At 38.3% G+C, this 26,311-nt stretch carries 27 protein-coding genes and 1 other RNA gene; 16 read left to right on the forward strand and 12 right to left on the reverse strand.

Going from position 1 to position 26,311, the window contains the following annotated elements:
• Positions 1-52: 52 nt before the first annotated feature.
• Positions 53-1,741, reverse strand: a complete 1,689-nt coding sequence (locus ACSHZO_RS14825; protein WP_298248204.1) for a M23 family metallopeptidase — start codon at positions 1,739-1,741, stop codon at positions 53-55.
• Positions 1,742-1,926: 185 nt separating this feature from the next.
• Between ACSHZO_RS14825 and ACSHZO_RS14830 the strand changes: the two genes are divergently transcribed.
• From ACSHZO_RS14830 to rny, 4 genes are all read left to right on the forward strand, one after another.
• Complete coding sequence (locus ACSHZO_RS14830) at positions 1,927-2,217, forward strand: hypothetical protein (RefSeq protein WP_141877544.1); 291 nt, start codon at positions 1,927-1,929, stop codon at positions 2,215-2,217.
• Between the two features lie 6 nt (positions 2,218-2,223).
• Complete coding sequence (locus tag ACSHZO_RS14835; RefSeq protein ID WP_141877545.1) at positions 2,224-2,517, forward strand: cell division protein ZapA; 294 nt, start codon at positions 2,224-2,226, stop codon at positions 2,515-2,517.
• Between the two features lie 51 nt (positions 2,518-2,568).
• A non-coding RNA gene (ssrS, locus tag ACSHZO_RS14840) (6S RNA) lies at positions 2,569-2,687 on the forward strand.
• A 52-nt stretch (positions 2,688-2,739) separates the two neighbouring features.
• Positions 2,740-4,302: a ribonuclease Y gene (gene rny / locus ACSHZO_RS14845; protein ID WP_141877546.1), complete on the forward strand. Its 1,563-nt coding sequence runs from the start codon at positions 2,740-2,742 to the stop codon at positions 4,300-4,302.
• A gap of 64 nt (positions 4,303-4,366) precedes the next feature.
• Here rny and ACSHZO_RS14850 read toward each other — a convergent pair whose 3' ends face one another.
• Both ACSHZO_RS14850 and xerD read right to left on the reverse strand, forming a co-directional pair.
• Entirely contained in the window at positions 4,367-5,314 is a 948-nt protein-coding gene (locus ACSHZO_RS14850) for an aldo/keto reductase (RefSeq protein ID WP_298248205.1), read from the reverse strand.
• A 77-nt stretch (positions 5,315-5,391) separates the two neighbouring features.
• Positions 5,392-6,288: a site-specific tyrosine recombinase XerD gene (gene xerD / locus ACSHZO_RS14855; protein WP_298248206.1), complete on the reverse strand. Its 897-nt coding sequence runs from the start codon at positions 6,286-6,288 to the stop codon at positions 5,392-5,394.
• Positions 6,289-6,398: 110 nt separating this feature from the next.
• Between xerD and ACSHZO_RS14860 the strand changes: the two genes are divergently transcribed.
• The 6 genes from ACSHZO_RS14860 to ACSHZO_RS14885 all read left to right on the forward strand — a co-directional run bounded on the left by ACSHZO_RS14860 (position 6,399) and on the right by ACSHZO_RS14885 (position 10,172).
• Positions 6,399-7,004, forward strand: coding sequence for a porin family protein (locus tag ACSHZO_RS14860; protein WP_298248236.1), 606 nt, complete (start codon positions 6,399-6,401; stop codon positions 7,002-7,004).
• A gap of 129 nt (positions 7,005-7,133) precedes the next feature.
• Positions 7,134-7,667, forward strand: a complete 534-nt coding sequence (locus ACSHZO_RS14865; protein WP_298248207.1) for a porin family protein — start codon at positions 7,134-7,136, stop codon at positions 7,665-7,667.
• A gap of 336 nt (positions 7,668-8,003) precedes the next feature.
• A complete protein-coding gene (locus ACSHZO_RS14870) occupies positions 8,004-8,264 on the forward strand; it encodes an outer membrane beta-barrel protein (protein ID WP_435067374.1) in 261 nt (86 codons plus the stop codon).
• Between the two features lie 189 nt (positions 8,265-8,453).
• The gene (locus tag ACSHZO_RS14875) at positions 8,454-8,966 is read left to right on the forward strand and encodes a hypothetical protein (RefSeq protein WP_298248209.1); all 513 of its coding nucleotides are present in this window, start codon (positions 8,454-8,456) and stop codon (positions 8,964-8,966) included.
• A gap of 65 nt (positions 8,967-9,031) precedes the next feature.
• The gene (aroQ, locus tag ACSHZO_RS14880; protein WP_141877553.1) at positions 9,032-9,457 is read left to right on the forward strand and encodes a type II 3-dehydroquinate dehydratase; all 426 of its coding nucleotides are present in this window, start codon (positions 9,032-9,034) and stop codon (positions 9,455-9,457) included.
• The gene (locus ACSHZO_RS14885; RefSeq protein WP_298248210.1) at positions 9,450-10,172 is read left to right on the forward strand and encodes a diphthine--ammonia ligase; all 723 of its coding nucleotides are present in this window, start codon (positions 9,450-9,452) and stop codon (positions 10,170-10,172) included. Before aroQ ends, ACSHZO_RS14885 begins: the two co-directional genes overlap by 8 nt.
• A gap of 157 nt (positions 10,173-10,329) precedes the next feature.
• Here ACSHZO_RS14885 and lpdA read toward each other — a convergent pair whose 3' ends face one another.
• The 5 genes from lpdA to ACSHZO_RS14910 form a co-directional block, all read right to left on the reverse strand.
• A complete protein-coding gene (lpdA, locus tag ACSHZO_RS14890; protein ID WP_298248211.1) occupies positions 10,330-11,721 on the reverse strand; it encodes a dihydrolipoyl dehydrogenase in 1,392 nt (463 codons plus the stop codon).
• 147 nt (positions 11,722-11,868) lie between these two features.
• Positions 11,869-12,408: a hypothetical protein gene (locus tag ACSHZO_RS14895; RefSeq protein WP_298248212.1), complete on the reverse strand. Its 540-nt coding sequence runs from the start codon at positions 12,406-12,408 to the stop codon at positions 11,869-11,871.
• Positions 12,409-12,424: 16 nt separating this feature from the next.
• Positions 12,425-12,817, reverse strand: coding sequence for a peptide-methionine (R)-S-oxide reductase MsrB (gene msrB / locus ACSHZO_RS14900; RefSeq protein WP_298248213.1), 393 nt, complete (start codon positions 12,815-12,817; stop codon positions 12,425-12,427).
• 4 nt (positions 12,818-12,821) lie between these two features.
• Positions 12,822-13,310 carry a peptide-methionine (R)-S-oxide reductase MsrB gene (msrB, locus tag ACSHZO_RS14905; protein WP_298248237.1) on the reverse strand — a complete coding sequence of 163 codons (489 nt, stop codon included), beginning with the start codon at positions 13,308-13,310 and terminating at the stop codon, positions 12,822-12,824.
• A 26-nt stretch (positions 13,311-13,336) separates the two neighbouring features.
• On the reverse strand, positions 13,337-14,209 hold the full coding sequence (locus ACSHZO_RS14910) for an alpha/beta fold hydrolase (protein WP_298248214.1): 873 nt from the start codon (positions 14,207-14,209) through the stop codon (positions 13,337-13,339).
• Positions 14,210-14,395: 186 nt separating this feature from the next.
• Here ACSHZO_RS14910 and ACSHZO_RS14915 point away from each other — a divergent pair, with 186 nt between their 5' ends.
• Together ACSHZO_RS14915 and ACSHZO_RS14920 are read left to right on the forward strand one after the other, a co-directional pair.
• Positions 14,396-15,217 (forward strand): M48 family metallopeptidase, encoded by an 822-nt coding sequence (locus ACSHZO_RS14915; RefSeq protein WP_295182675.1) that lies wholly within the window; start codon positions 14,396-14,398, stop codon positions 15,215-15,217.
• Positions 15,218-15,278: 61 nt separating this feature from the next.
• The gene (locus tag ACSHZO_RS14920; RefSeq protein WP_298248215.1) at positions 15,279-16,628 is read left to right on the forward strand and encodes an MFS transporter; all 1,350 of its coding nucleotides are present in this window, start codon (positions 15,279-15,281) and stop codon (positions 16,626-16,628) included.
• 23 nt (positions 16,629-16,651) lie between these two features.
• Here ACSHZO_RS14920 and ACSHZO_RS14925 read toward each other — a convergent pair whose 3' ends face one another.
• Genes ACSHZO_RS14925 through ACSHZO_RS14940 form a run of 4 tightly spaced genes read right to left on the reverse strand, consistent with a single transcriptional unit; the run spans position 16,652 to position 19,595 of the window.
• A complete protein-coding gene (locus ACSHZO_RS14925) occupies positions 16,652-17,374 on the reverse strand; it encodes a head GIN domain-containing protein (RefSeq protein ID WP_298248216.1) in 723 nt (240 codons plus the stop codon).
• A gap of 25 nt (positions 17,375-17,399) precedes the next feature.
• Complete coding sequence (locus ACSHZO_RS14930; RefSeq protein WP_298248217.1) at positions 17,400-18,521, reverse strand: hypothetical protein; 1,122 nt, start codon at positions 18,519-18,521, stop codon at positions 17,400-17,402.
• Positions 18,502-19,050, reverse strand: a complete 549-nt coding sequence (locus ACSHZO_RS14935; RefSeq protein WP_298248218.1) for a DUF4179 domain-containing protein — start codon at positions 19,048-19,050, stop codon at positions 18,502-18,504. The genes ACSHZO_RS14930 and ACSHZO_RS14935 overlap by 20 nt, the downstream gene beginning before the upstream one ends.
• The gene (locus ACSHZO_RS14940; protein WP_298248219.1) at positions 19,047-19,595 is read right to left on the reverse strand and encodes an RNA polymerase sigma factor; all 549 of its coding nucleotides are present in this window, start codon (positions 19,593-19,595) and stop codon (positions 19,047-19,049) included. Before ACSHZO_RS14940 ends, ACSHZO_RS14935 begins: the two co-directional genes overlap by 4 nt.
• A gap of 210 nt (positions 19,596-19,805) precedes the next feature.
• Between ACSHZO_RS14940 and lon the strand changes: the two genes are divergently transcribed.
• The 4 genes from lon to rpsA all read left to right on the forward strand — a co-directional run bounded on the left by lon (position 19,806) and on the right by rpsA (position 26,241).
• Entirely contained in the window at positions 19,806-22,256 is a 2,451-nt protein-coding gene (gene lon, locus ACSHZO_RS14945) for an endopeptidase La (protein WP_298248220.1), read from the forward strand.
• 92 nt (positions 22,257-22,348) lie between these two features.
• A complete protein-coding gene (gene cmk / locus ACSHZO_RS14950) occupies positions 22,349-23,041 on the forward strand; it encodes a (d)CMP kinase (RefSeq protein ID WP_298248221.1) in 693 nt (230 codons plus the stop codon).
• On the forward strand, positions 23,042-24,214 hold the full coding sequence (locus tag ACSHZO_RS14955) for an MFS transporter (RefSeq protein WP_298248222.1): 1,173 nt from the start codon (positions 23,042-23,044) through the stop codon (positions 24,212-24,214).
• A 176-nt stretch (positions 24,215-24,390) separates the two neighbouring features.
• Positions 24,391-26,241, forward strand: coding sequence for a 30S ribosomal protein S1 (gene rpsA / locus ACSHZO_RS14960; RefSeq protein ID WP_141877568.1), 1,851 nt, complete (start codon positions 24,391-24,393; stop codon positions 26,239-26,241).
• The last annotated feature ends 70 nt before the right edge of the window (positions 26,242-26,311 follow it).

The raw sequence follows: 26,311 nt of genomic DNA on the forward strand, positions 1-26,311 counted from the left end.
ATATAAAAAGCCCGGATCATCGATTCGGGCTTTTTCATTTTATATAACTGATTTATTTTCTGAAGAACTTCGCAGTATAAGTCGTCGTATTGACTACATTATCATTTACGATGATCTTTAGATCATTCTCAGTTTCGGTCACTACATCATCTGAAAAGTAATGTGTGAGTGTATTGTTTTTGTATTCGTATTCCATTAAAATGAACTTTCCATTTACCGTTGCTCTGAAATCCTGAATTCCTGTAAGATCATCAGATATCTTCACCTTTAAGCTTTCATTGCCAGAGATCCATTGACCATCGTAGAAATTAACCGGTCTAATGCTCGGGGCATTAGTATCCTGCGCTAATCGATAATTACCAAATGTTCTGGTTCCTGTCGTAAAGCGATTTCCTTTTTTATAAGTTGTCGAGTAGTTCAACCTGCCGTTATCTGACACACGTGCAATAAATGTTTTCGCTTTATCTTCTTCGGAAAGTTCACTTACATCAAAACCTATGGTGAAGTTTTTATGTAAAGGTATCTCATCGCGATGTACCTTTACTACATCATCGCTGAAGTTGATATCAAGATAGGTGTCATTATATAAACTACCACTAGGAATATATACATCCATTTTTCCTCCTTTGGCAGATAGTCCATTTTCACTGGAAGCCAGGTATTCCGTTTCCAAGGTTTCTCTTTTAACGATCTTATCACTAATCTGACCTTTAATTGGAATGCGGATGAGCTTTTCATTGCCTTTAAGATCTGTCACTCTTATGGTGTACTGATAATCGAGGCTATCCTTAATATTCAGCAATCCTTCATTCTGCATATTTCCGTAGATACTTAAAGGATTATTTGGAGTTTTATAAAGGCGTTGTATTCTACTTCTATTGGTGGCATAATATTCATAATCGATCAATTGATTAAGATGCCTGGTTTCAGCGAAAGAAAACTTTTCAAAGTTTATTTCGAAAACATCTTCTCCGTTCAGATTTGATTCTATTTTAAAAACACCATTCTGATTGTAAGCACCATCTTGCTGATCTACAGTGGTGATACCAAAACCTATTTCACCACAAGCTTCAACTTCGGGAACTGCAAATGTTCCGTCATTTTGAGGGATCAATTTTAATTTTTGTCGGTTTTGAGAATTATTCACATGCGCATCTTCGCCAAGAGGATAGGCGAAAATTCCCTGAATCATAGGCGGTTTTGAGTCGGCAACATCCAAACCAAATAATTGAGCATTCATGGGGCGCTGGCTTCCATCCCTGATTTCGAAATGAAGATGCGGGCCTCCGCTACCACCTGTATTGCCACTATAGGCGATCAATTCGCCTTTTTCAACTTTAAGTTCACCAGGTTCTGGGAAAAGTTCTATTTCGTAAGATTCCTTAGCATATTGCTGCTTCCGCAGATAATCCTTCAGCTTTGGAGATAACTTCTGAAGATGTCCGTATACTGTAGTGTAACCATTTGGATGCTGGATGTAAAGTGCTTTTCCGTAGCCATAATGCTGAATATTAATTCGGCTAATATATCCTTCCGCAGAAGCATTCACCTCAAGACCTTCACGCTGCTGGGTTTTAATATCGAGTCCGCTATGGAAATGATTAGACCTTAATTCACCAAAGGTTCCAGCGAGAACGATGGGTACATTGAGCGGATTTTCAAAATAATCCTGAGGTAATTCTTGTTGGGAATGAACCTGAATACAGATAAAGGATAACAGGAATAGTAAGGCTTTCTTCATAGATCTGGGGACTTTTTCATTTTCAAAGCAGCTGTAAAGTTAATTAAAGTTCTATCAATATTAAATGGCTTGCCTACAGAGAATTACTAACATTGTTCATTATTATTTTAAATCACCTGAAAAAGTATTGGGATATTTCAAAGCGTATGTTAACTTTGTAAGGGTTCACATCGGTTTTAGCGATTATGAGTGATATGACAGAAATAGTTGATAACCTGGAGAATAAGATCAGTAAGCTCCTTCATAGATATGAATCTGTGAGGCAGTCCAATGAATCTTTACAAGAGGAATTAATTTCTGTAAGATCTGAGTATGAGAAGCTGGAGGGAGATTTACAGCTTTCCAGGGATCAGATTCAAACTCTAAAAGCTGCGAACGCGATGCTTGGCAGTACCGAACATAAGACAGAAACGAAGCTCAAAATAAATAGCCTGATTCGGGAAATCGATCAGTGCATCGTTCAGTTATCTGAATAATTTAGGATGGAAGATAAACTGAAAATTAAAATATCGATCGCAGACCGCGTGTATCCGTTAACCATTCAGCCCAGCCAGGAGGAAGGTTTGCGTAAGGCAGCGAAAAAGATCGAAGCGATGATCAAACAGTTTGAGCAGAATTATGCTGTGCGTGATAAGCAGGATGTATTAGCCATGTGTGCTTTACAATTTGCGGCTCAAACAGAGCAGAAGAATATAGATAAGTCGAGTGAAATGATTGAAGCAGAAGATAAGTTGAAGGAACTTAACGATCTGTTACAGGAACATTTAAGCTCATAAGTTCATAAAATATAATAAAGGTTACTGCCTGTATTAGTGCTTTTTTGATAAACTCAACACGAATTCTTTAAAGAGGGTAAGTCTATGTTGTAAAAGCGTGCCGTGTCCCTTTACCGGGAGAGCGGATTCTTGATCAGCTTGTTAGCCCTAAACTTGATTTTAAGGAGTTTAATCCAAAACACAGCTAATACAGGCTTTTTTTTTACATCTAATTCAATATAAATGGAAATACTGATAATAATTGTTGCAGCAGTTGTGGGCCTCGCGTTAGGCTTTGCAATTGCAAAAATGCTTGAAAAGAAACAGGCTTCTAATACGATCGCCAGTGCAAAGAAAGAGGCAAATTCCATCGTGAAGGAAGCCAAAGCAGAAGGGGAGAGCATTAAAAAAGATAAAATTCTACAGGCAAAAGAAAAGTTTATTGAATTAAAGTCTGAGCATGAAAAAGTGATCTTATCCAGGGATAAGAAGATTGGTGATGCTGAGAAAAGGATCAAGGATAAAGAGTCTCATGTTTCTAATGAGCTAAGCAAGAATAAAAAGCTAAACAAAGATCTTGAAGGTAAACTTGCAGATTATAATCATCGTGTAGATTATTTAGATAAGCGCCAGGAAGAGATCGATAAACTTCATAATAGTAAAGTGCAGCAACTGGAGGTTATCTCCGGACTTTCTGCGGAAGATGCTAAAGCACAACTTATAGAATCACTGAAGGATACTGCCAAGGCAGATGCGATGTCATTGATCCAGGATACGGTTGAAGAAGCTAAACTAACTGCGCAGCAGGAAGCGAAAAAGATCATCATCAACACTATCCAGCGAATTGGAACTGAAGAAGCTATAGATAATTGCGTTTCAGTATTCAACCTTGAAAGTGATGACGTGAAAGGCCGAATTATTGGTCGTGAAGGTCGGAATATTAGAGCTTTGGAAGCAGCAACAGGAGTTGAGATCATCGTTGATGATACTCCAGAGGCAATCATTTTAAGTTGTTTCGATTCTGTTCGTAGAGAAGTTGCTAGATTATCACTGCACAAGTTAGTGACCGATGGTAGAATTCACCCAGCACGTATTGAAGAAGTAGTTAAGAAAACACGCAAACAGATCGAAGAAGAGATCATTGATATTGGTAAAAGAACTGTCATCGATCTTGGTATTCATGGTTTACAGCCAGAATTGATCAAAATGGTAGGAAGAATGAAATATCGTTCTTCTTATGGACAGAACCTGCTGCAACACTCGAGAGAAGTTGCCAAACTTTGTGGAGTAATGGCTTCAGAACTTGGTTTAAATCCAAAATTAGCTAAGAGAGCGGGATTACTGCATGATATTGGTAAAGTTCCGGAAACGGAAACTGAAGTGCCTCACGCGATCCTTGGAATGCAATGGGCAGAGAAGCATGGCGAAAAGCCGGAAGTGTGTAATGCTATTGGAGCTCACCACGATGAGATCGAAATGAATTCACTATTATCACCAATCGTTCAGGTTTGTGATGCCATTAGTGGTGCCAGACCTGGAGCAAGAAGACAGGTGCTTGATTCTTATATTCAGCGTTTAAAAGACCTTGAGGAGATAGCCTTTGGTTTTGGCGGAGTGAAGAAAGCTTATGCGATCCAGGCTGGACGTGAACTTCGAGTGATCGTTGAAAGCGAAAAGGTTTCTGATGATAAAGCTGCGAACTTATCTTTCGAGATCTCCCAGAAGATCCAGACAGATATGACTTATCCAGGACAGGTGAAGATCACTGTGATTCGGGAAACAAGAGCAGTCAATGTTGCAAAATAAACGTTGAAGGCATAAATAAAAAAAGGCCGTTCTTTCGAACGGCCTTTTTTTTTGTTCTGTACTCTTAATCATTATAGATGTTCTCATACGAGTTTCCCTCCATCTCGAAGAATTTCCCCGTAACATATCTAAAGTGATCATCAAGATCTGCGATCTGTTTCAAATCATCTTCATCCAGTTGGAAACCTGCACTTTGTAGATTTTCCTTGATCCTACCTTCATTAGTGGACTTTGGAATCACAGCAGTGCCTCTTTGCTCGCTCCATTTGATCAGGATCTGTCCGGCGGAAGCTCCGTGTTTCTTAGCAATTTTATTGATCACAGGATTTTCAAGCAGAGAAGGTTCGTCATCAGCTTTCATTTCATCGCTACGATCACCACTACCTAGCGGAGAATAACCAGTGACATTAATCCCATTTCTACTACAGAATTCCAAAAGCTTATCCTGTTGCAAATAAGGATGAAGTTCAACCTGATTCATTTCAGGTGCATGATCGGTATCGTTCATAAGTTCTTCCAGTTTTTCGATACTAAAATTGGAAACTCCAATATGCTTTACCAGGCCTTGCTCTTTTGCTTTAATCATTTCTTTCCAGGTCTCTATGAGTGGTACTTCCTCCAGAGATAAGAAATCTTCTGCTTTTTCAGGAAATGATACATCAGGTTTAAAAGCTACCGGCCAGTGAATAAGATAAAGATCAAGATATTCCAGCTGTAAATCTTTTAGAGTCTGTTTTAGGGCAGGGATGACATCTTCCTTTTTGTGGTCATTGTTCCATAGTTTAGAAGTAATCCATAGATCTTCACGTTTGATATCACCTTTGCCAAAAACTTCATCAAATGCCTCACCAACTTCAGCTTCATTGCCATAAGTGGCGGCGCAATCAATGTGTTTATATCCATTGTTCAAAGCAATCTTTACTGCATTCGCTACTTCACCTTTTTCAGATTTCCATGTTCCAAGACCTATGGCATCCATATAATCTCCATTCTTAAATTTTAAAGTCTTCATAATTCAATTTTTTATGAAGTTAAGGATTTGTGGAGGGAGCGAAAAGTCTTGAAATTGGTTTAGCAGAACTTTAATATCTATCGGCGTGGATGGAAGCTTTCCATGACTTCCCTCAAATGCGATCTGTCTACATGTACATAGACTTCAGTAGTAGTAATGCTCTCATGTCCTAACATTTGCTGAATGGCTCTTAGATCGGCCCCATTTTCCAGTAGATGGGTTGCAAAGGAATGGCGAAAGGTATGCGGACTCACTTTTTTGCTAATACCGGCTTCCTCAGTGAGTTTTCTTACGATCGTGAAGATCATAGCCCGGGTTAATTGCCTTCCTCTACGATTCAGGAAAAGTGTATCGTTGTATTCGTCTTTTATTGGCTGATGTGGACGAACTTCATCTTTATAGAGAGTGATATATTTTATGGTATACTCTGAAATAGGAACAAACCGCTGTTTGTTCCCTTTACCGGTTATTTTAATGAATCCTTCGTCGAAGAAAAGATCAGACAATTTAAGTTCGGTAAGTTCAGAAACACGCAATCCACAGCCGTATAAGGTTTCAATAATGGCGCGATTTCTTTCGCCTTCAGTTTTACCGAGATCTATCGCCTGTATAATTCTATCAACTTCTTCCGTAGATATAATATCGGGAAGTTTTCGTCCGGTCTTTGGAGATTCAATAAGTTCCAGAGGATTTTGTTCCCGGTAATTTTCAAAGACCAGGTAATCGAAAAAGCTTCTCAAGCCGGAAATTAATCTTGATTGAGAGCGGGCATTTAGGCTTGAAGAAACATTATAAATGAACTTTTGAATGATCTCTTCGGAAATTTGACCGGGACTAACTTCAATTTCATTAACATTAAGAAACTTCTGAAGTTTTCGTACGTCCAATTGATAGTTCGAAATGGAATTATCTGATAATCCACGTTCAAGCTTAAGGTAATTGGTATAATCCTTTAAGGCATGCTCCCATTTCATGTGTTAAAGATAGTAATTGCGGGGCATGAGTCTTAATAATACTTTATGCTTGCGTAACTTTTTGTTAACAGGTTGTACCCTACTTTTGACGGAAATAAAAATTAATAATGATGAAAAAAACAGTTTTATTAGTAGCCGTTGCATTGATGGGATTTGTATCCAATTCGTTCGCACAGGAAAGTTGGAGTTTTGGTGTGAAGGGTGGTGTAAACTTTTCTACCGTAACTGGAGATTACTTTAAGGATCCAAGTCATAGAACAGCTTTTAACGTTGGTGTTCTTGCTGAAATTCCTGTTGCAAACAGACTATCTATTCAGCCAGAGGTATTATACTCCGCTCAGGGATACGATTTTGCTTCGATCGATGAAGACAACATTTTCGATATTGATGACAATATTGAATACCAATTAGATTATATCCAGGTACCGGTACTTGCCAAAGTATACGTTACTGATGGTTTGAGTGTTCAGGCTGGTCCTTCTTTCAACTTTAATGTGAATGAAGAAATTGATTATTCTCCAACAGAGAACGGTGGTGATATCGATCTTGAAGATCAGGTGAAGGATTTCGAAATAGGCGGTGCTGCAGGTTTGGAGTACAAGCTTAATAGTGGATTCTTTATACAGGGTAGATATACTTACGGATTTACCGAAGTATTTGATGGATCTGATGCTCACAATTCAGTTTGGCAGGCAGGTATTGGATACCAGTTCTAGTCTATAGAAAAATCAGTAAAAACAAAGCGGACGTTGTCCGCTTTTTTTTTGTCAAAATATTTGAAGGAAAATTTCTGCAGGTATATAATATTATTAGTTTTGGCGGCTAACTACAAATTCAATCAAGTAATGTTAAAAGCAATTTTGTGTGCGATGGCATTTACCATGCTATCATTATCATCCTTTGCGCAGGAATCAACTTTTGGTTTAACTGCTGGGTATTTAAATGCCGAATTCAAAGTAAGCGAAGAAACTGTAAGTTTTTCTGATGACGGATCTGGTTTTTACATTGGAGTTATTGCCGACTTCGAATTGAACGAATCATGGCATATCGTTCCTGGTGTAAACTATGGAAATGTAGAAGAGACCAGTCTTTTGTTTATTCCAGTGATGGCACAGTACCATATCGCGAACTCTGGAGTCTTTCTGCAGGCCGGTCCTCAGGCAACATTGAACCTCGAAGAGGATCCAGGTGAATTTACGAACACAGTGGGTGTTGATGCAGGTTTTGGCATAGGTTATGAGATCAATGAGAATTTCTTCGTTGAAGCTAAGTATGCACTTGAACTCACCAACCGATTCACAGATAGGATCAGGGAGACAGGCGATGATTTCAAGCTGAATTTAAATACGTTCACCTTTGGAGTAGGCTATAAGTTCTAAATTTTTCTTTTCTAAAGTCTTGAAACCGAAGAGATTCTCTTCGGTTTTTTTATTTATAAACGTTAGTCGGTGATATTTCAGAAAAAGCTGCGTTTTCCCTGTTATACATACTAACCTCATTAAATTATAAACCTATGTTTAAAAATCATGATGATGGCAGGATTTAAGAACCCTACTTTTTCATCTTTCGCCCAAGAAACTTGTTTTGGAGTTATAGCTGTTTATTGAAATTTAATCTATTACGTAAAAGATAAAATTTATAATTACAATCTCAGTGAATCCGGATACTATGTTGGTGCTTTTCTGAATATTAGCCTTAGTGAATCATTAAGTCTTGTGCCCGGTTTCAATTATTCAAACTCACATGAATCCAATATGTTAAATGTTCCGCTGATGTTGAAATACAAAATTGCTAATTCCGGTTCCTATCTTCAGGGTGGGCCACAGGCATCTATAATTTTTGATGAAGAACGCGTTAGACACAATCAGGATTTTGGTGTTGATCTGGGTTTTGGACTTGGATATGATACTAACGAACATTTTTTCCTCGAAGCTACATACTATCACGAAGCGACCAATAAATTCAAAGATCATTAACTTCAGATTTTTAATGACCTCAAAGAAGGAATCAATTCATTGATGATAGCAGTTGGTTAAATATTCTAATACATTGAAAACATTAAATTTTAAAGCGAAGATTAAATCTTCGCTTTTTTTTTAGAATAAACCTGAATCAATTTCGTTATTATTGGTATTACGCTTTCGACTACTAAAACCTATTGAATTATGCTGAAATCTTCTAATATCTTATTGATCCTTGCTATATGTTCTTACAGTCTAGTGGCTCAAGAAAGGGAAGAATCTCCGTTAACACCTGAAGAAAATCGTGCTAAAATCAATTTTGAAGGTCAGCAGGGACAGGTGAAATATTACAATGATAACAACCTGGAAGCTGATACTTTTGATCTTGGGAAAATATTGCCGGGTTTGAAATTACAGCCTCACCAAGTAAGGTATGAGAACCCGAGCAGTAAGACAGATATTATGGGATATAATTTAAAATATCAATTAGGGAATTCAGACTTTTCAATAATGTCGGGTGGTCAGGAGATCATCCATTCAAGTATTGACGGTAAAAGAGACTATGATTTTACCACAGGTCTTGGCGTAGATTATGAAGTAAATAAAAACACCTATTTAGAAGCCAATTACTTTTTTGGTTTTCAGAATTTAAATTCGGGGGAAAGCAGTTTCTCCAGTGCAGTATTTACCTCTGCAGCCTTTAAATTTCAAATTTAAAACATCATTTTAGAACAGCTTAGTCTATTCTGATCTTTTTCTTCAGAATTGATTATTTTCACCTTATGAAATTATTAATATTAAACGGGCCTAATCTCAATCTGCTGGGAAGCAGGGAGCCTGATACTTACGGAAGCAAAAGTTTTGAAGATTACTTTTCAGAACTTCAGTTCAAATTTAGAAACATTGAGCTTTCTTACGATCAAACCAATATTGAAGGAGAGCTTATAGATATGATCCAGAAAGGACAGGAAGATTTTGATGGTATCATCCTTAATGCAGCTGCTTATACTCATACTTCAGTAGGAATTGGTGATGCAGTCGCAGCAATCAATATTCCGGTGGTGGAAGTCCATATTTCCAATACTTTTTCCCGTGAGGATTTCAGGCATAAATCGTATATATCACCGAACTCGAAAGGCATTATTGTTGGTTTTGGTCTGCAAAGTTATGACCTGGCCATTCAAAGTTTTTTAAAGGACAATGAATAAAGCTTATATCAACTGGAGCAGTGGAAAAGATGCTGCAATGGCTTTGTACTACGCCCGGAAGAACAACGAGCTGGAAGTTGGAAAGCTGGTAACGAGTCTAAGTGCAGATGTTGATAGAGTCACCATGCACGGCGTGCGCAGAGAATTGCTAATAGAACAGGCTCATTGCATGGGAATGGACTTACAAATTATAGAACTTCCTGCTAATGCGGGAATGGAAACCTATAATCAGAAGATGGCTGAAGCTACAAAACTATTAAAGTCAGAAGATTATTCTCACGCCATTTTTGGTGATATATTTCTTGAGGATCTACGAACCTATCGTGAAGAGCAACTACAAAAAGCTAACATTCAGGCGGTATTTCCTTTATGGAAACTCAATACAAAAGAATTGCTTCAGCAGTTTATCGATCTCAATTTTAAAGCGATCGTAGTTTGTACCAACTCTAAAGTGCTCGATGATTTTTTCTGCGGAAGACTTATCGATAAAGAGTTTGTAACTGATCTACCGGAGAATGTTGATCCCTGCGGAGAAAATGGAGAGTTTCACACCTTTGTTTACGACGGACCAATTTTTAAAAAACCTGTTGAATTTGAAATAGGAGAGAAGGTAAAGCGATCCTATTCTTCTGCGGAAGATGAAGATGATTGTCATAGCGATACTGAAAAATCCTGGGATACGGAATTCTGCTTTTGTGATCTTCTTCCGAAGTAAAATTTCGAAATAGTATCTATTTCGCTGAGCTGAAATAAACTTATTAATTCATAGAAACGATGAAAATATCGATTCGCTGCAAATTTACTTTATTGCCATAAAGCAAAAAACCCACCTTCATTTGAAGGCGGGTTTTATTATATAATAAGTTTGCTTCTTACAAGTGGATCACTTCATCGTAAGCAGCAGCTACAGCTTCCATTACCGCTTCACTCATTGTTGGGTGCGGGTGAACTGCTTTTAGTACTTCATGACCTGTAGTTTCCAGCTTTCTACCTAAAACAGCTTCTGCGATCATATCGGTTACACCGGCACCAATCATATGGCAACCTAACCATTCACCATACTTAGCATCAAAGATCACCTTCACAAAACCATCTTTTTTACCAGACGCGCTCGCTTTTCCTGAAGCTGAAAATGGAAATTTTCCAATTTTCAGTTCATAACCAGCTTCTTTTGCCTGCTTTTCAGTCATTCCAACTGAAGCAATTTCCGGAGTAGCATAAGTACATCCAGGAATATTTCCGTAGTCAAGTGGTTCTACATCCATTCCTTTGATCTTTTCAACACAAAGAATTCCTTCCGCAGAAGCAACATGCGCCAAAGCTGGTCCGGCTACAACATCTCCAATTGCGTAAATTCCTGAAACATTTGTTTGATAAAAATCATTCACAAGAATCTTGTCCTTGTCTGTCTTGATCCCAAGATCTTCAAGGCCAATATTTTCAATATTTGTTTTAATTCCAACTGCAGAAAGTACTATGTCTGCTTCCAGAGTTTCTTCTCCTTTTTTGGTCTTTACTTTAGCTTTTACTTTATCTCCAGACTTCTCAACACTTTCTACTGAAGAATTCGTCATTACTTTGATGCCAGCTTTCTTGATGCTTCTTTCAAATTGCTTAGAGACTTCTTCATCCTCTAAAGGCACAACGTTAGGAAGATATTCCACCACCGTTACTTCTGTTCCCATAGAGTTATAGAAGTGCGCGAATTCCACCCCAATCGCTCCAGAACCAACCACGATCATCTTCTTTGGCTGCTTTTTAAGAGTCATTGCTTCACGGTAACCGATCACTGTTTTACCATCTTGCTTAAGATTTGGCAATTCTCTTGATCTAGCTCCAGTTGCAATGATGATATTATCTGCCTGGTATTCAGTTTTCTTGTCTTTACTGTCGGTAACCTCTACTTTTTTACCAGATTTAAGTTTACCAAAACCTTCAAGAACATCAATTTTGTTCTTCTTCATTAGGAACTGAACACCTTTGCTCATTCCATTGGCAACGTCTCTGCTTCGTTTTACTACCGAATCAAAATCCTTATCTGGATTTTCAAGTTTTAAACCATAGTCTTCAGCATGCTTCAGGTATTCAAAAACTTCAGCACTTTTTAATAATGCTTTGGTTGGAATACATCCCCAGTTAAGACAAACTCCACCAAGACTTTCCTTCTCAACAATAGCGGTTTTGAAACCTAGTTGAGAAGCACGAATGGCAGTTACATATCCACCTGGGCCACTACCTAGAACTATAATATCATATTTAGTCATATTCAGAATATTTTGATTCGGTTAACGAAGTTGCGAATTTAAGGAATTTCAGTTTAAACTAAAAGCTGAGAAGACCCATTATAAAATGAAAAAAGCCCATCAAATACTGATGGGCTGTTGTTGTAAATTTGTAACTAGAACTTTAAACTATTTAAGATCTAAACCGAAACGTTTCTGTACCTGCTCAAAATTTGAAAAATCAACATCTGCGTTGGCTTCAAACGTAGCAGATGGAAGAACTACAATTCTGAAGGTTTGATTTTCTGTAAATTGACTGCTAAGACCGCTCAAATCAAAATTCCCATCTATTATTATTTCTATATCCGAAACAGTGTAATTAAAAACATACTGTATTGTTCCTTGATTCAGAAAGAAATTTTGAGGAATTTGGCTCCATGAATCTATAGTGCCACCGTCCTCTGCATCTAAAATTTCCAAGCGATAAATTAAAACTGCATCTGATTCCGGTTCGAATGTAGCCACTTCGTCTGGAATGTCAAATACTTGTGAGTAATAATTGACATCGGCTAAATACTCAAAATCAATTGTTCTTTCATAAGTATATCCAAGACCATCCAGCCCATCTACACCATCCTGTCCCGGAGGTCCTGGAGGTCCAACTTCACCGTCTGAAGAACATGCGACGATCGTACTTGCTATTAAAATAAGTGATAGTAATTTTTTCATGATAAATTGGATTTAGTTATTGATTAAAGTTGATGCTGGCCGAATTCACGCAAAAGCGCTGGCCGGTCTCTGTAGGACCATCATCAAAAACGTGGCCAAGATGGCTTCCGCAGTTAGAACAAAGGATTTCAGTACGTATCATTCCGAATGTTCTATCCTGAATATACTCTACTTTTCCATCAATCGCATTATCGAAACTTGGCCATCCACATCCACTTTCAAACTTTGCATCACTTTCAAATAACTGCTCTCCGCAGGCCGCACACTGGTACTCGCCATCTTCGAAATGAAGATTGTATTCACCTGTATGAGGCGCTTCAGTTCCTTTTCCTCTTAAAACTCTATACTGTTCTGGAGAAAGTTTTTCTTTCCACTCCTCTTCGGTCCTCTCAATATTATACTTTTTCATATGATTATTTTCTTGGTTCAAAGTCCATAGCGACTCCGTTGATACAATGTCTTTTTCCCGTAGTTTCCTTTGGACCGTCATTAAAAACATGACCTAGATGTCCACCACACTTAGCACAATGCACTTCATCACGCTGGTATCCTAATTTAGAATCACTTCCATAAGCCACACCACCATCGATCGCACGATCAAAACTTGGCCATCCGGTACCGCTTTCGAATTTATGCTCATTCTCGTATAACTCATTTCCACAAGCAGCGCACACAAAGATTCCAGGTTTCTTGATATCCAGCAGATCACTACTATAAGGTCTCTCTGTAGCGGCTTCTCTCAAAACTGCATATTCCTGTGAAGTTAATCCAGCTTTCCATTCTTCCTGGGACTTAGTTACCTCGTACGATTTGGAACTTTCCTTTGAAGAATCTTTTTGAGCGTTTCCATTGCAACTAAACAGAAACGTCGCCATAAGGCTTAGTATTAAAAACTTTTTCATCATTTACTTTTTCTTTAAAATTACAATTATTGTGCCGCTATAAAACTTGTAATTTTGTTAATTACCTCAGGATTACCTAGTATCCGGCGGTGTCCCAGGTTTTTCGTGATCATTAATTCACTATTCTCCAGAACCTCATCAATCTCGTAAGCCGAATTCACTTCAACATCCACATCATGTTCGTCGTGAATAATAAGAGTAGGAGTAAATACTTCTTTTGCAGATTCTGCACCAGAAAGTGCGTCCATATCCTGTTTAAATTTATTATCCAGATATGCCTTCATCTTCCTGGCGACCTTATCGTTCATTTTCATGTTCGCAGCAAAGTTTCTGGTGATCTCGGTAACGTTATTTGCCGTTCCAATCAATATTAACTTGTTGGTTTTTAATCCATCCTTAATTGCTCTAAGAGAAGACATACCCCCAAGAGAATGACCAATAACAGCTTCAAAAGGACCATATTTATTATCCAGAAATTTTACCGCTTCAATAAAGAAAGGCATCATGCTCATTTTCCCATCGGCTTTTCCATGTCCTGGAGCATCAAAACTTATAGTTTGATAGCCCATGACTTTTAATGCTGAAGCGATTTTAGCCAGCTGAGTTCCTCTGCCACTCCAACCGTGAACCAGCAGAACTTTCTTATCTGACTTTCCATACTTGTAGGTCACGATCTCGCGGTTCATTGAAGGAACTATCATTTTTTCCTGCTCTGTGTTCTCATCCATCTCCCTTTCTCTCTCCGGAAGTTTGTAACGGAAAGGAGTAAGAAACAGTTTCGCTGCAAACCTGCTGGCAAGAAACGGACTTACTTTCGTTAGAATTTGGGATGTAGTTAGAATATACTGCGGAACCAATAGTCTTTGAACCGGTATGCTGTCTTTAGTATTTTGAGTCATTTTGGATGTCTTCAGGTCGTGAGTCGGCTTTCACATACTGTTTAAAAAATGCTTTGAAAGTCTTGTAAATGCTGCAAATATCAACAATGGTATTGTTTTTGAAACTGCTTTTATTGTTAAATCATACTTAATTCAACTCGAGCAGGTTTGCTGCTTTTGTACTTTTAGGTATCAAAAACCAACGATATGAAAATTAAGAATGCCTTATTAGGTTTAAGTGTACTGCTTATGGTGGTCTCATGTAAGACCAATCCTTTTACAGGAGAGAAAAATTTAAATTTTGTCTCCAATGATCAATTGTTCCCAACTTCTTTTGAACAATACAATCAATTTCTGAATGAAGCGGAAGTCGTAAATAATACGGAAGAAGCCAGAAAGGTTAAAAGACTTGGAGAAGATATTGTAACTGCTGCGGAAAGATATTTGAACGCGAACGGTTACCAAGGCTTTATGAATGACTTTAAATGGGAGTTCAACCTGGTTAAAGATGATCAGGCCAACGCTTTTGCCATGCCTGGTGGAAAAGTTGTCGTATATACAGGTATTTTGGACGAAGCTCAAAATACAAATGGTCTGGCGACAATTATGGCTCACGAGATCGCCCATGCCCTTGCAGATCACGGTGCTCAAAGAATGAGTGCAGCACAATTACAACAATTAGGAGCAGTAGCTGGAACAGTAGCTGTAAGTGGTCGTAGTGAAAGTACGCAACAAATCTTTGCTCAGGCATATGGATTAGGTACGACAGTAGGAGTAATGCTTCCTTTTAGTAGAGGTCATGAATCTGAAGCTGATAGAATTGGCTTAACTCTTATGGCAATTGCCGGTTATGATCCAAGAGAAGCTCCAGAATTATGGAAAAGAATGCAAGCTAATAGTGGCGGGCAGGCTCCACCAGAATTTTTAAGCACTCACCCTTCAAATGCAACAAGAATCAGTAATTTGACTCAGTGGGCTCCTGAAGCTATTGCTGAAGCGAAAAAATACGGATCAACAACTTTCAAATAAGTTATCTCAAAATTAAAATTGAAAAGCCACCGGTTTCGGTGGCTTTTTCTATTTTTAGTGCATGAAGCAATTACCTAAAGGCAGCAAAAAATTAATTCATGCATGGGCATTTTACGACTGGGCCAATTCAGTTTACAGCCTGGTAATTTCCTCGGCGATATTTCCAATATTTTATGGTGCTCTAACAATTGTAAAAGATTCCGAAGGGAATATGATCAGCGATACGGTGAGCTTTTTGGGTTTCAATTGGAATAATGATACCCTAATTAGTTACATAACAGCCGCTGCATTTCTTGTGGTTAGTTTTCTTAGTCCCTTCCTTTCTGGTATTGCTGATTATATTGGAAACAAAAAGAACTTCCTGAAATTCTTCTGTTATCTCGGAGCCGTATCATGCATAGGTTTGTTCTGGTTCAATCTTGAGAATCTCTGGTTCGGTTTACTTTGCTACTTTCTCGCTCTTATTGGTTTTTGGTCCAGCCTGGTTTTCTATAATTCATATTTGCCAGATATCGCCTATAACGATCAACAGGATAAAGCAAGTGCGAAGGGATTTTCTTTGGGCTATTTAGGAAGCGTGATACTACTTGTCCTTTGCCTAGTTATGATCCTAAAATACAAATGGTTTGGTTTTGAAGATGAAGGTTTGCCTACCCGACTTTCTTTTGTACTAACCGGAGTGTGGTGGATCGCTTTTAGTCAGTATACCTATTACTATCTTCCAAAAGGAAATAAAAAAGCCCGACTTACCAAAAATGTACTATTCAATGGATTCAGGGAATTGAAAGGTATCTGGTACAAGATCAATCAGAATAAACAATTGAAGCGTTATTTAGTGGCATTCTTTGTTTACAGTATGGCTGTTCAAACCATTATGTTGATCGCGACTTATTTTGGGATCGAAGAACTGGAATGGGGAGAACAGGATGCAACCACAGGGTTAATTATAAGTATTCTATTGATTCAGCTTGTAGCGGTGCTTGGAGCTTTTCTAACCTCGCGATTGGCCATTAAATATGGAGATGTCAAGATCCTGATTTTTATCAACCTGATTTGGATAGCAATTTGTGGGTATGCTTATTTCATCACAACTCCGCAACAGTTTTATGTAGCAGCAGCTTCGGTTGGTTTGGTGATGGGCGGAATTCAATCACTATCCAGGTCCACATATTCCAAAATGTTACCAGAGAATGCTATAGATACAGCCAGTTATTTTAGTTTTTACGATGTAGCTGAAAAGATCGGGATAGTGATTGGGATGTTTATGTATGGTCTGGTAGCTCAAATTACCGGTAGTATTAGAAGTTCAATTCTTTTCCTGGTCGTTTTCTTTATTGCCGGAGTATTTTTATTAATGCGTGTCCCTAAAAAGCATCCAAAAATAAAAAACCTGCCAGAAGACAGGTTTTAAAATTTCAGCAATTTTGATACTTATTAGTAGTTGGAAACACTTCCAGAACCGTTTGTTTTAAAACTTTGTTTTTCAGGATCACCTTTGTATACGATATCTCCTGAACCACTAACATTTGCTTTTAAACTTGAAGAAGCGTAAACCATAACGTCCCCGGAGCCTGAAACTCTTGCTTCCACATTTTTTGCTCTTAGATCAAATGCATCGAAATCACCACTTCCAGTTACGTTGCATTCAAAATTGTCAGTACTGCCTTTAATCTTTATATCACCAGACCCGGTTACATGACCTTTCAAATAATTTGTCTGTATATCCAGAACCATATCTCCGGAACCTGTAACACTCACGCTCAATCTTTCTTCTGAAAGTTGATCCTGTGTCCAGATATCCCCGCTGCCAGTAAGTGAAATATCATTCACACTCTTTACAGGAACAGTAATGAGCAGATCCTTTCTAGTTTGAAGATTCACCCCTTTTTCTGTAGAAATTTTAAGCGTACCATTTTTTACTTCCGTAAGTATATATTCCTGAAGATTGCTTTCTGCAGCAACTTTGATATTTCCTTCTGTTCCCGAAACTAATTTAACATTCATGGATCCTACCACATGAATTTTTTCATAATCTGAAGTATTCCTGGTTTCAGTCACCATATTTCCGTTTCCGCGAATTTTTTTACTGCCCCATTGTGCGTGGGCAGAGGTGAAGGCAAGAAGGAATAAGGCTGATAGTAATAGTACTTTTTTCATAATAGGTATTTTAATTGATGATTCATTATTCTTTGCTAAATTTTACGCTACCATAACTGGTGGAGATATCGATCCTTGCTCCAGCACCAGAACCATAATTTCCAGAGATGGATTTACTAGTGTTTTTTTCATTGGTACGGCGAACATCCAGATCCTCTGTTCCGTTAATACCCCCATAACTGGTCTTTACATCAAAACTAAATGTCATTTCCCTATCATACCCTAAATGTACTCCTGCGTAATCGGTATCGATATTTACAGATTCGGTACCGTTGACTATTTTTTCGATATGCAAGGATCCATAATCCAGGTTGATGTCTGCAGAGGTGAATATTCTATCCACTTTGGTTGTTAAGTAATCGCCATTTCCAATAAGCACCTTTACTTTATTTACTTCGATACTTCCATAATCACAGTTGAAATCCAGCTTGGTAACTTTGCGAATTCGGGATTTGGTATAATCTGCATTCACCAATAATTCTTCAGCTTCCCCAATTTCATAATCTGAATAGTCGGCATCAATTTCAGCATTGGTAACAAATCCAATCCGGCTGCTTCTGCTATAATCAAAATTCAGAATATTAGAGCGACCATTTAACTCACCCACATCTATTTTTCCGTAGTCGCAATTGATATCAGTATTACCAAAAGTTTTGTCAATGTAGATTCCGCCGTAATTATTATCAAGAGTAAGATTGTTGTTCTCTGGTGCGCGAATCACATAATTCACCTCCATATTAACATTATCGAATCCATCAAAAATATTCTTCCACCAGGACCTATTTTCCTTAGAGAATTTGGTAGTTGCCGTCACTCCAGAAGAATTCTGGTCAAATTCCACTCGTATATCATCGAGTTTGTCTTCCACATCATCCTCGTCATTCCCATTGGTTTTGATGGTAACCTCAATAAGAACCCGATCTTCTTTCCAGGTAACAATATCGATGTTCCCGTAACTATTGTTGATATTAAGATCACCGTTGGCCTTTACGTTAAATTCCTTCTTGATCGTCTTTTTTCTGGTGTGTTTGGCTCCTTCAATAACAGAAGCTTCGGTCGTAACTTCAGGCTCTGTACATTTGCTTTCAGGGTACATGTTGGTAACGAGCACCATGAGAAAAAGGATGCTAGATAGTATTGCTTTCATAATTTTGATTGTTTAATGATTTGATGTTTTCAATTTGTTCTAATACTTCACTCAATAGATCTATTCGCTGCTGGAAATTTTGAATCATGGCGTGTATGACTCTTTTATCCTTTCCACTTTCTAGAAGATCATTCTCCATTCTTTTATATCTATTTTCCAGTTTTTTTAATTGCTGAAGGGCATCCTTGATGATCATCTGCGTTTCAGGAGTAGCTTCGGCATTTAAAGCTATGAGTTCTTTATCAATTAATCCTGAATAAAACTGCTGCGTCTGCTTCATTTCAGGAGAAATGCTAGCCAGGTCTGACTGATTTGCCTGGTTGAAATTATTGGATAATAACAGCACTAAAGCCAATACTGCAGCGATGCTTAATAATCCTGACCAGATCTTTCCGGAGTTGCTTCCAGCTTTTTCTGACTTTCTACTTCTTTCCAGCTTGCGGGCAAACCTATCGCGATGGTCTGTTTGCGGTTCCTCGATGTCAAAATTTGCAGACTCGAAGAATTCTTTAAATTCATTAACTTTCATGTTGCTGCAATTTTTTTTCTTAAACTTTCTTTAGCTCTGGAAATCATCGTTCTACAATTTCCGTAGGAGATTTTCATAATCTCACTAATTTCTTCATGATCATATCCTTCAATAAGATGTAGCATTAGACAAATCCTGTAGTTTTCCTTCAAATTCTTCAATGCATTCAGTACTAATTTCACTTTATCATTGGTGTTAGCATCGATAACCAACCCACCAGAGTCCTCTTCATTTTTGAGTTCATCATTATAAGATACCTCCGCCAGCTTTTTAGATCTGTTCAAAGCAGTGATACTTTGATTGATCACGATACGTTTTAGCCAGGCTCCAAAGGTGGCCTCCTCGTTAAAACTATCTATTCGTGTAAAGGCTTTTAAGAATGATTCCTGCATAATATCTTCAGCTTCAGCAGAATGTCCTGTAATCCTATACGCGGTGTTGTACATTGCTTTGTAATACCGGTCATAGATTTCCATCTGCGCTCGTTGTTCTCCTTTACGGCAACGAGCAACAAGATCATTAATATGTGTGATGGTTGGTGTCAATTAATGTCTGGTTTCTATACTAAAGATGGAACTATTTGAAGATTGTTACACTTTCTGAAAATAAATTTATATATGAGGCGTGGCATAGGAATTGAATATTTGATACTGCAAATCTATAGAAAGCCCCAATGCATTGCATTTCAAGGCTTTTAACGAACGTCACCAAATTAATGAAATTTAATCTGGTGACAGTTTGACTTAAATATAATTATGGCTAAAACAAAGTTTACGAATATTGACAGTTTGTCATTTCAGGGAATAGATGAAGATGCAGAATTGATTCCTTTAATGACACCTGAAGATGAAGAAGAAATAAATAAAGAAGATCTCCCTGAAACCTTACCAATTCTACCTCTTAGAAACACGGTTCTATTTCCAGGAGTTGTGATTCCTATTACGGCGGGTAGAGACGCTTCTATTAAGCTTATTAATGAAGCAAATAATGGAAGCAAGACTATTGGTGTCGTTTCGCAGAAGGATGAGGAAGTAGAGAATCCAACTTCTAAGGATATTAATAAGGTTGGAGTAGTTGCACGTATTCTAAGGGTGTTAAAAATGCCTGATGGAAATACAACAGTAATTATTCAGGGTAAAAAACGCTTCCAGATCACCCAGGTGGTGACCGAAGAACCTTATATGAATGCCACCGTTGCTGAGGTTCCTGATAATCGTCCTGAGCAGGATAATGCTGAATTTGGAGCGATCATAGAGTCAATCAAGGATCTTGCACTTCAAATTATTAAAGGGAGTCCAAATATTCCTTCGGAAGCTTCTTTTGCGATCAAGAACATAGAAAGTAATTCTTTCCTGATCAATTTTGTTTCTTCCAATATGTCTCTATCTGTTTCTGAAAAGCAGAAGTTACTGGAGATGAACGATCTTAAGGAGCGAGCACTTTCCACGCTGAAGCATATGAATACGGAGAACCAGAAACTGGAACTCAAAAATGACATTCAGAGTAAGGTTCAAAGTGATATGAGCCAACAGCAGAGAGAGTATTTCCTTCACCAGCAAATGAAGACGATCCAGGAAGAACTCGGGGGTGTTTCTCACGAAGGTGAAATTGTGGAAATGCGTGATCGCGCTAAAGACAAACAATGGGATGAGGATGTTAAAAATCATTTTGAGAAAGAACTCTCCAAAATGCAACGTATGAATCCGCAGGTTGCAGAATATTCCATACAAAGAAATTACCTGGACCTGTTCCTGGATCTTCCATGGAACGAGTTTAGTAAAGATAAATTTGATCTAAAAAGAGCCAAGAAAATTCTTGACAGGGATCATTATGGTCTTGATGATGTAAAAAGAAGGATCATTGAATACCTTGCAGTTTTAAAGCTGCGTAATGATATGAAATCTCCAATTTTATGTCTTTACGGACCTCCAGGAGTTGGTAAAACTTCTCTTGGAAAGTCTGTAGCGGAAGCACTGGGCAGAGAATATGTCAGGATTTCTCTGGGTGGCCTACGAGATGAAGCAGAGATACGCGGACATAGAAAAACCTACATTGGTGCTATGCCAGGTAGAATTATTCAAAGTTTGAAGAAAGCTGGAACCAGTAATCCTGTTTTTGTTCTGGATGAGATCGACAAATTAAGTATGGGAAATGCGGGAGACCCTTCTTCAGCATTACTCGAAGTACTGGATCCTGAACAGAATTCAGAATTTCATGACAACTTCCTTGAAATGGGATTTGACCTATCCAAGGTAATGTTTATTGCTACCTGTAATTCATTGAATACAATTCAGCCGGCACTAAGAGACCGAATGGAAATTATCAACGTAACAGGTTATACCATTGAGGAGAAAGTAGAGATCGCAAAAAGACATTTACTTCCGAAGCAATTAGAAGAACACGGTCTAACTGCAGAACACCTCAAAGTGGGTAAAAAACAACTTGAGAAAATTGTTGAAGGTTATACTAGGGAATCTGGAGTGCGATCTCTGGAGAAACAAATAGCCAAAGTGGTTAGATACGCAGCTAAGAACATTGCGATGGAAGATGAATATAATATCAAATTGAACGATGAAGATATTATTGAAATTCTTGGAAGTCCTAAAATGGAGCGGGATAAATATGAAAACAATGATGTTGCAGGTGTAGTTACCGGACTTGCCTGGACCCAGGTAGGTGGTGATATTTTGTTTATTGAATCTATTCTCTCTAAAGGCAAAGGAAATCTTAGTATTACCGGAAACCTTGGGAAAGTGATGAAGGAATCGGCCACCATTGCTATGGAATATATCAAAGCGAATGCAGACGATCTTGGAATAGATGCTTCAATTTTTGAAAAGTACAATGTACACATACACGTTCCGGAAGGGGCAACCCCGAAGGATGGTCCAAGTGCAGGTATCACCATGCTTACTTCTCTTGTATCGCTATTTACTCAGAAGAAGGTGAAGAAGAGTATTGCCATGACCGGCGAGATCACCTTAAGAGGGAAGGTTCTTCCTGTTGGCGGAATCAAAGAGAAGATCCTAGCAGCCAAGAGAGCCAGAATCAAAGAACTTATTCTTTGTGAAGAAAATAAGCGTGATATTGAGGAGATCAAGGACGAATATTTAAAAGGTCTAACCTTTCATTATGTAAGGGATATAAGCGATGTCATAGAAATTGCCATTACCAAGCAGGCGGTAAAGAACGCTAAGAAGTTATAGATCCAGATAAAGCCCCTTTCGGGGCTTTTCTTTTATATAATGATGAGGTAAAGGCTTTAAAATTTACCTTTGTAATTAGAAGTTTCAAGAATATGAGTAAGAAAATAACAATCGCTATAGATGGCTTTTCTTCCACAGGTAAAAGCACTGTTGCAAAAGGACTGGCAAAAAAATTAAATTATGTATATGTGGATACCGGCGCCATGTACCGCGCGGTAACATTGTATATGATGCGAAAACTGTTCGTCTCTGATACTAATTTTGATCAAGAAGCAATTATCAGGCATCTTCCTTTTGTGAGTTTGAAATTTGTTTTCAACGAACAGAAAGGTTTTGCTGAAATGTATCTTAATGGTGAAAATGTCGAGAAGGAAATTCGATATATGGAAGTTTCGGAACAGGTGAGTAAAGTTGCAGCTGTATCTGATGTAAGAAAATTACTCGTAGACCAGCAGCAGGAAATGGGAAAAGAAAAGGGTGTTGTGATGGATGGTCGCGATATAGGGACCGTAGTTTTTCCAGATGCTGAACTGAAGATCTTTATGACAGCTTCTACTGAAAAAAGAGCACAACGAAGATATGATGAGCTTATTGAAAGAGGGGATGAAGTGGAATTTGACGCGGTCTTAAAAAATGTAAAGGATCGTGATTTTATGGATTCTACTCGTGAAGATTCACCGCTTATAAAGGCTGATGATGCTGTGGAATTTGATAATTCAGACTTGGATCTTCAAGAGCAATTCGACCAGATATTAAAAATTGTAGAAGACAGATTGTCTGAATAAATGTCTGAGAACAGAGGCATAAGTAAATCGGTACTGTATTTAATGTCTGCCAGTGCCGGTTTGGTAGTAGCCAATAACTACTACAATCAACCCTTATTAAATTTAATTGCGATTGACTTCGGTGTTTCTGAAGCAGCAGTGAGTAATGTTCCATTATTTACTCAGCTTGGATATGCCTTTGGATTATTATTTATAATTCCGTTAGGAGATAAATTTCCCAGGAAGAAAATGGTGATGGTAGACTTTATTGTGATCATTATTAGTCTTCTCGCTATGGCAATAGCTCCGAGTTTACCAATTTTAATATTCTCAGGATTTGTTGTTGGCTTTTCTTGCGTGGTACCGCAGGTATTTGTGCCTATGGCGGCGCAGTTGGCAAACCCGGAAAACAGGGGTAGTGCCATTGGTATCGTAATGAGTGGATTACTTATTGGAATTCTGGGAAGTAGATTCATTAGCGGTTACGTAGGGGAATATTTTGGCTGGCGTGCCATGTATTATGGCGCAACCGGCATGATGCTAATACTTTGGTTACTTCTAAAATTGAAGTTACCAGAACTTCAACCCGATTTTAAAGGTTCCTACAAACAACTCATGCAATCTACCTGGCATTATTTCAAAACCGAAAGTCCGGTGCGACTTGCTGCGGTGAGAGGAGGACTTGGATTTGCAGGTTTCAGCGCCTTCTGGACTACTTTGGTTTTTGTAATGGAAGATAATTTCAATTATGGAAGCGGTATCGCCGGAGCATTCGGGTTGCTGGGAATAGGAGGGGCATTGGCGGCCACTGTAATTGGTAAACTCAGCGACCGTATGAATAAGAACAATTTGATCACTCTGGCCACCCTTATCATGCTCTTAGCCTGGGTGATTTTCGAGTTTTCAGGCAATTCGATAATAGGTATGGTAATAGGAGTCCTTTTGGTAGATATGGGCTTGCAAACGCTGCACATTACGAATCAGAATATTATTTTTTCCAGGAATCAGGATGCACGCAATCGAATAAATACGATCTATATGGTAGGATACTTTGCTGGCGGTGCACTGGGAACCATAACGGGAGCATATGCCTGGGAGCTTTTCCATTGGGAAGGAGTGGCAACTCTAGGTCTTTTTTACACGATACTCATTTTAATTACACACATCTTTTTCAAGAAAACTACATCTGCTTAAAAATAGAGGAGTAGGGGTTTGAATTATATAAATTAAGTTGTATTTTTGCACTCCTTTTTGGCAGAATACCGGGAATCCAAAAAGGGTTGAAAATCAAAACTATAAACAACTTCTGTAGTTTCTGTTTTGCTGAAAGATTTCCGAAGAAACACAGAATACAAATTTAGGAGTCAGTAATGGCTGAAGAAAACACAAACAAAGAATCTCAGGAAATTGAAGTACAAGATGTTGCCGGTATGGCAAATGAGTCTCAACCTGACGCAGAAACGCAACAGGCAAACCCTGAGAAATTTCTAGAAGAATTTAACTGGCACAACTACGAAGAAGGTATTGATCCTATCGACGATAAGAAGCTGGAAGAATTTGAAAAATTAGTAGCTGAAAATTTCGTTGACACTTTAGATGACGAGGTTGTAACAGGAAAAGTAATTAATATTACAGATCGTGATGCAATCATAGATATCAATGCAAAGAGTGAAGGTGTTATTTCTCTAAACGAATTTCGTTACAACCCAGATCTTAAAGAAGGTGATGAAGTAGAAGTGCTTATCGACGTTCGTGAAGATTCTACTGGTCAGTTAATCCTTTCTCACCGTAAGGCGAGAGTGATCAAAGCATGGGAAAGAGTGAATACTGCACATGATGAAAGTCTTGTTGTAAATGGATTTATTAAATGTCGTACTAAGGGTGGTATGATCGTAGACGTATTTGGTATCGAAGCTTTCCTTCCAGGATCGCAGATCGATGTGAAACCAATTCGTGATTACGATGCTTACGTAGGTAAGAACATGGAATTCAAAGTTGTGAAGATCAACCACGAGTTTAAGAACGTTGTTGTTTCTCACAAAGCGCTTATCGAAGCAGATATCGAAGAGCAGAAGAAAGAGATCATTGGACAGCTTGAAAAAGGTCAGGTACTTGAAGGTACTGTTAAGAACATTACTTCTTACGGTGTATTCGTTGACCTTGGAGGTGTTGATGGACTTGTTCATATTACAGACCTTAGCTGGTCTAGAATCAACCATCCAAATGAGATCGTTGAACTAGATCAAAAACTTAACGTTGTAATTCTTGATTTTGATGAGTCTAAGTCTAGAATCCAATTAGGTCTTAAGCAACTTAGCCAGCACCCATGGGATGCTCTTAGCGAAGAACTTAAGGTTGGTGACAACGTGAAAGGTAAAGTAGTCGTAATCGCAGATTACGGTGCATTTATTGAAGTTGCTGAAGGTGTTGAAGGTCTTATCCACGTTTCTGAAATGTCCTGGAGCACGCACTTGCGTTCAGCTCAGGATTTCGTAAATGTTGGTGATGAGGTTGATGCTCAAATCCTTACTTTAGATAGAGAAGACAGAAAAATGTCTCTTGGTATCAAGCAATTGAGCCAGGATCCATGGACTGATATCACTACTAAATATCCTGTTGGTTCAAGACATGAAGGTATCGTTCGTAACTTCACTAACTTCGGAGTATTCGTTGAGTTAGAAGAAGGAATCGACGGACTTATCTATATCTCTGATCTTTCATGGACTAAGAAGATCAAGCACCCATCTGAGTTTACAAACGTAGGTGATAAGCTTGAAGTTGTAGTTCTGGAACTTGATGTAGATGGTAGAAAACTAAGTCTTGGTCATAAGCAGATCGAAGATAATCCTTGGGATAAGTATGAAGCTGACTTTGGAGTTGGAACAAAACATACTGCTGCGATCACTGAGATTGTAGACAAAGGAGCAACTATCGACTTTAATGAGGATATTACTGCATTCGTTCCACAGAGACATCTGGAGAAAGAAGATGGTTCTAAACTTAAACAAGGTGAAGAAGCAGAATTCCAGATCATTGAGTTCAACAAAGAATTCAAGAGAGTGGTAGCTTCTCATATGGTAATTCACAAAGAAGAAGAGCAAAAAATCGTTAAGCAGGCTGCTAAGAAATCAGCTTCGCAAAACAAAGACAACGCCACTACTATTGGTGATGTTAATGCTGATCTTCAAGCGTTGAAAGATAAGATGGAAGGGAAGAGCTAATAACTCTCTTAGACATTAAATTTAAAACCTCCTTAGTTCGCTAAGGAGGTTTTTCTTTTCTGAAACATTT

Origin of the sequence: Christiangramia sp. 3-2217-3z, from assembly GCF_051195275.1 — a bacterium.
In the GTDB taxonomy this organism is placed as follows: Bacteria; Bacteroidota; Bacteroidia; order Flavobacteriales; family Flavobacteriaceae; genus Christiangramia; species Christiangramia marina.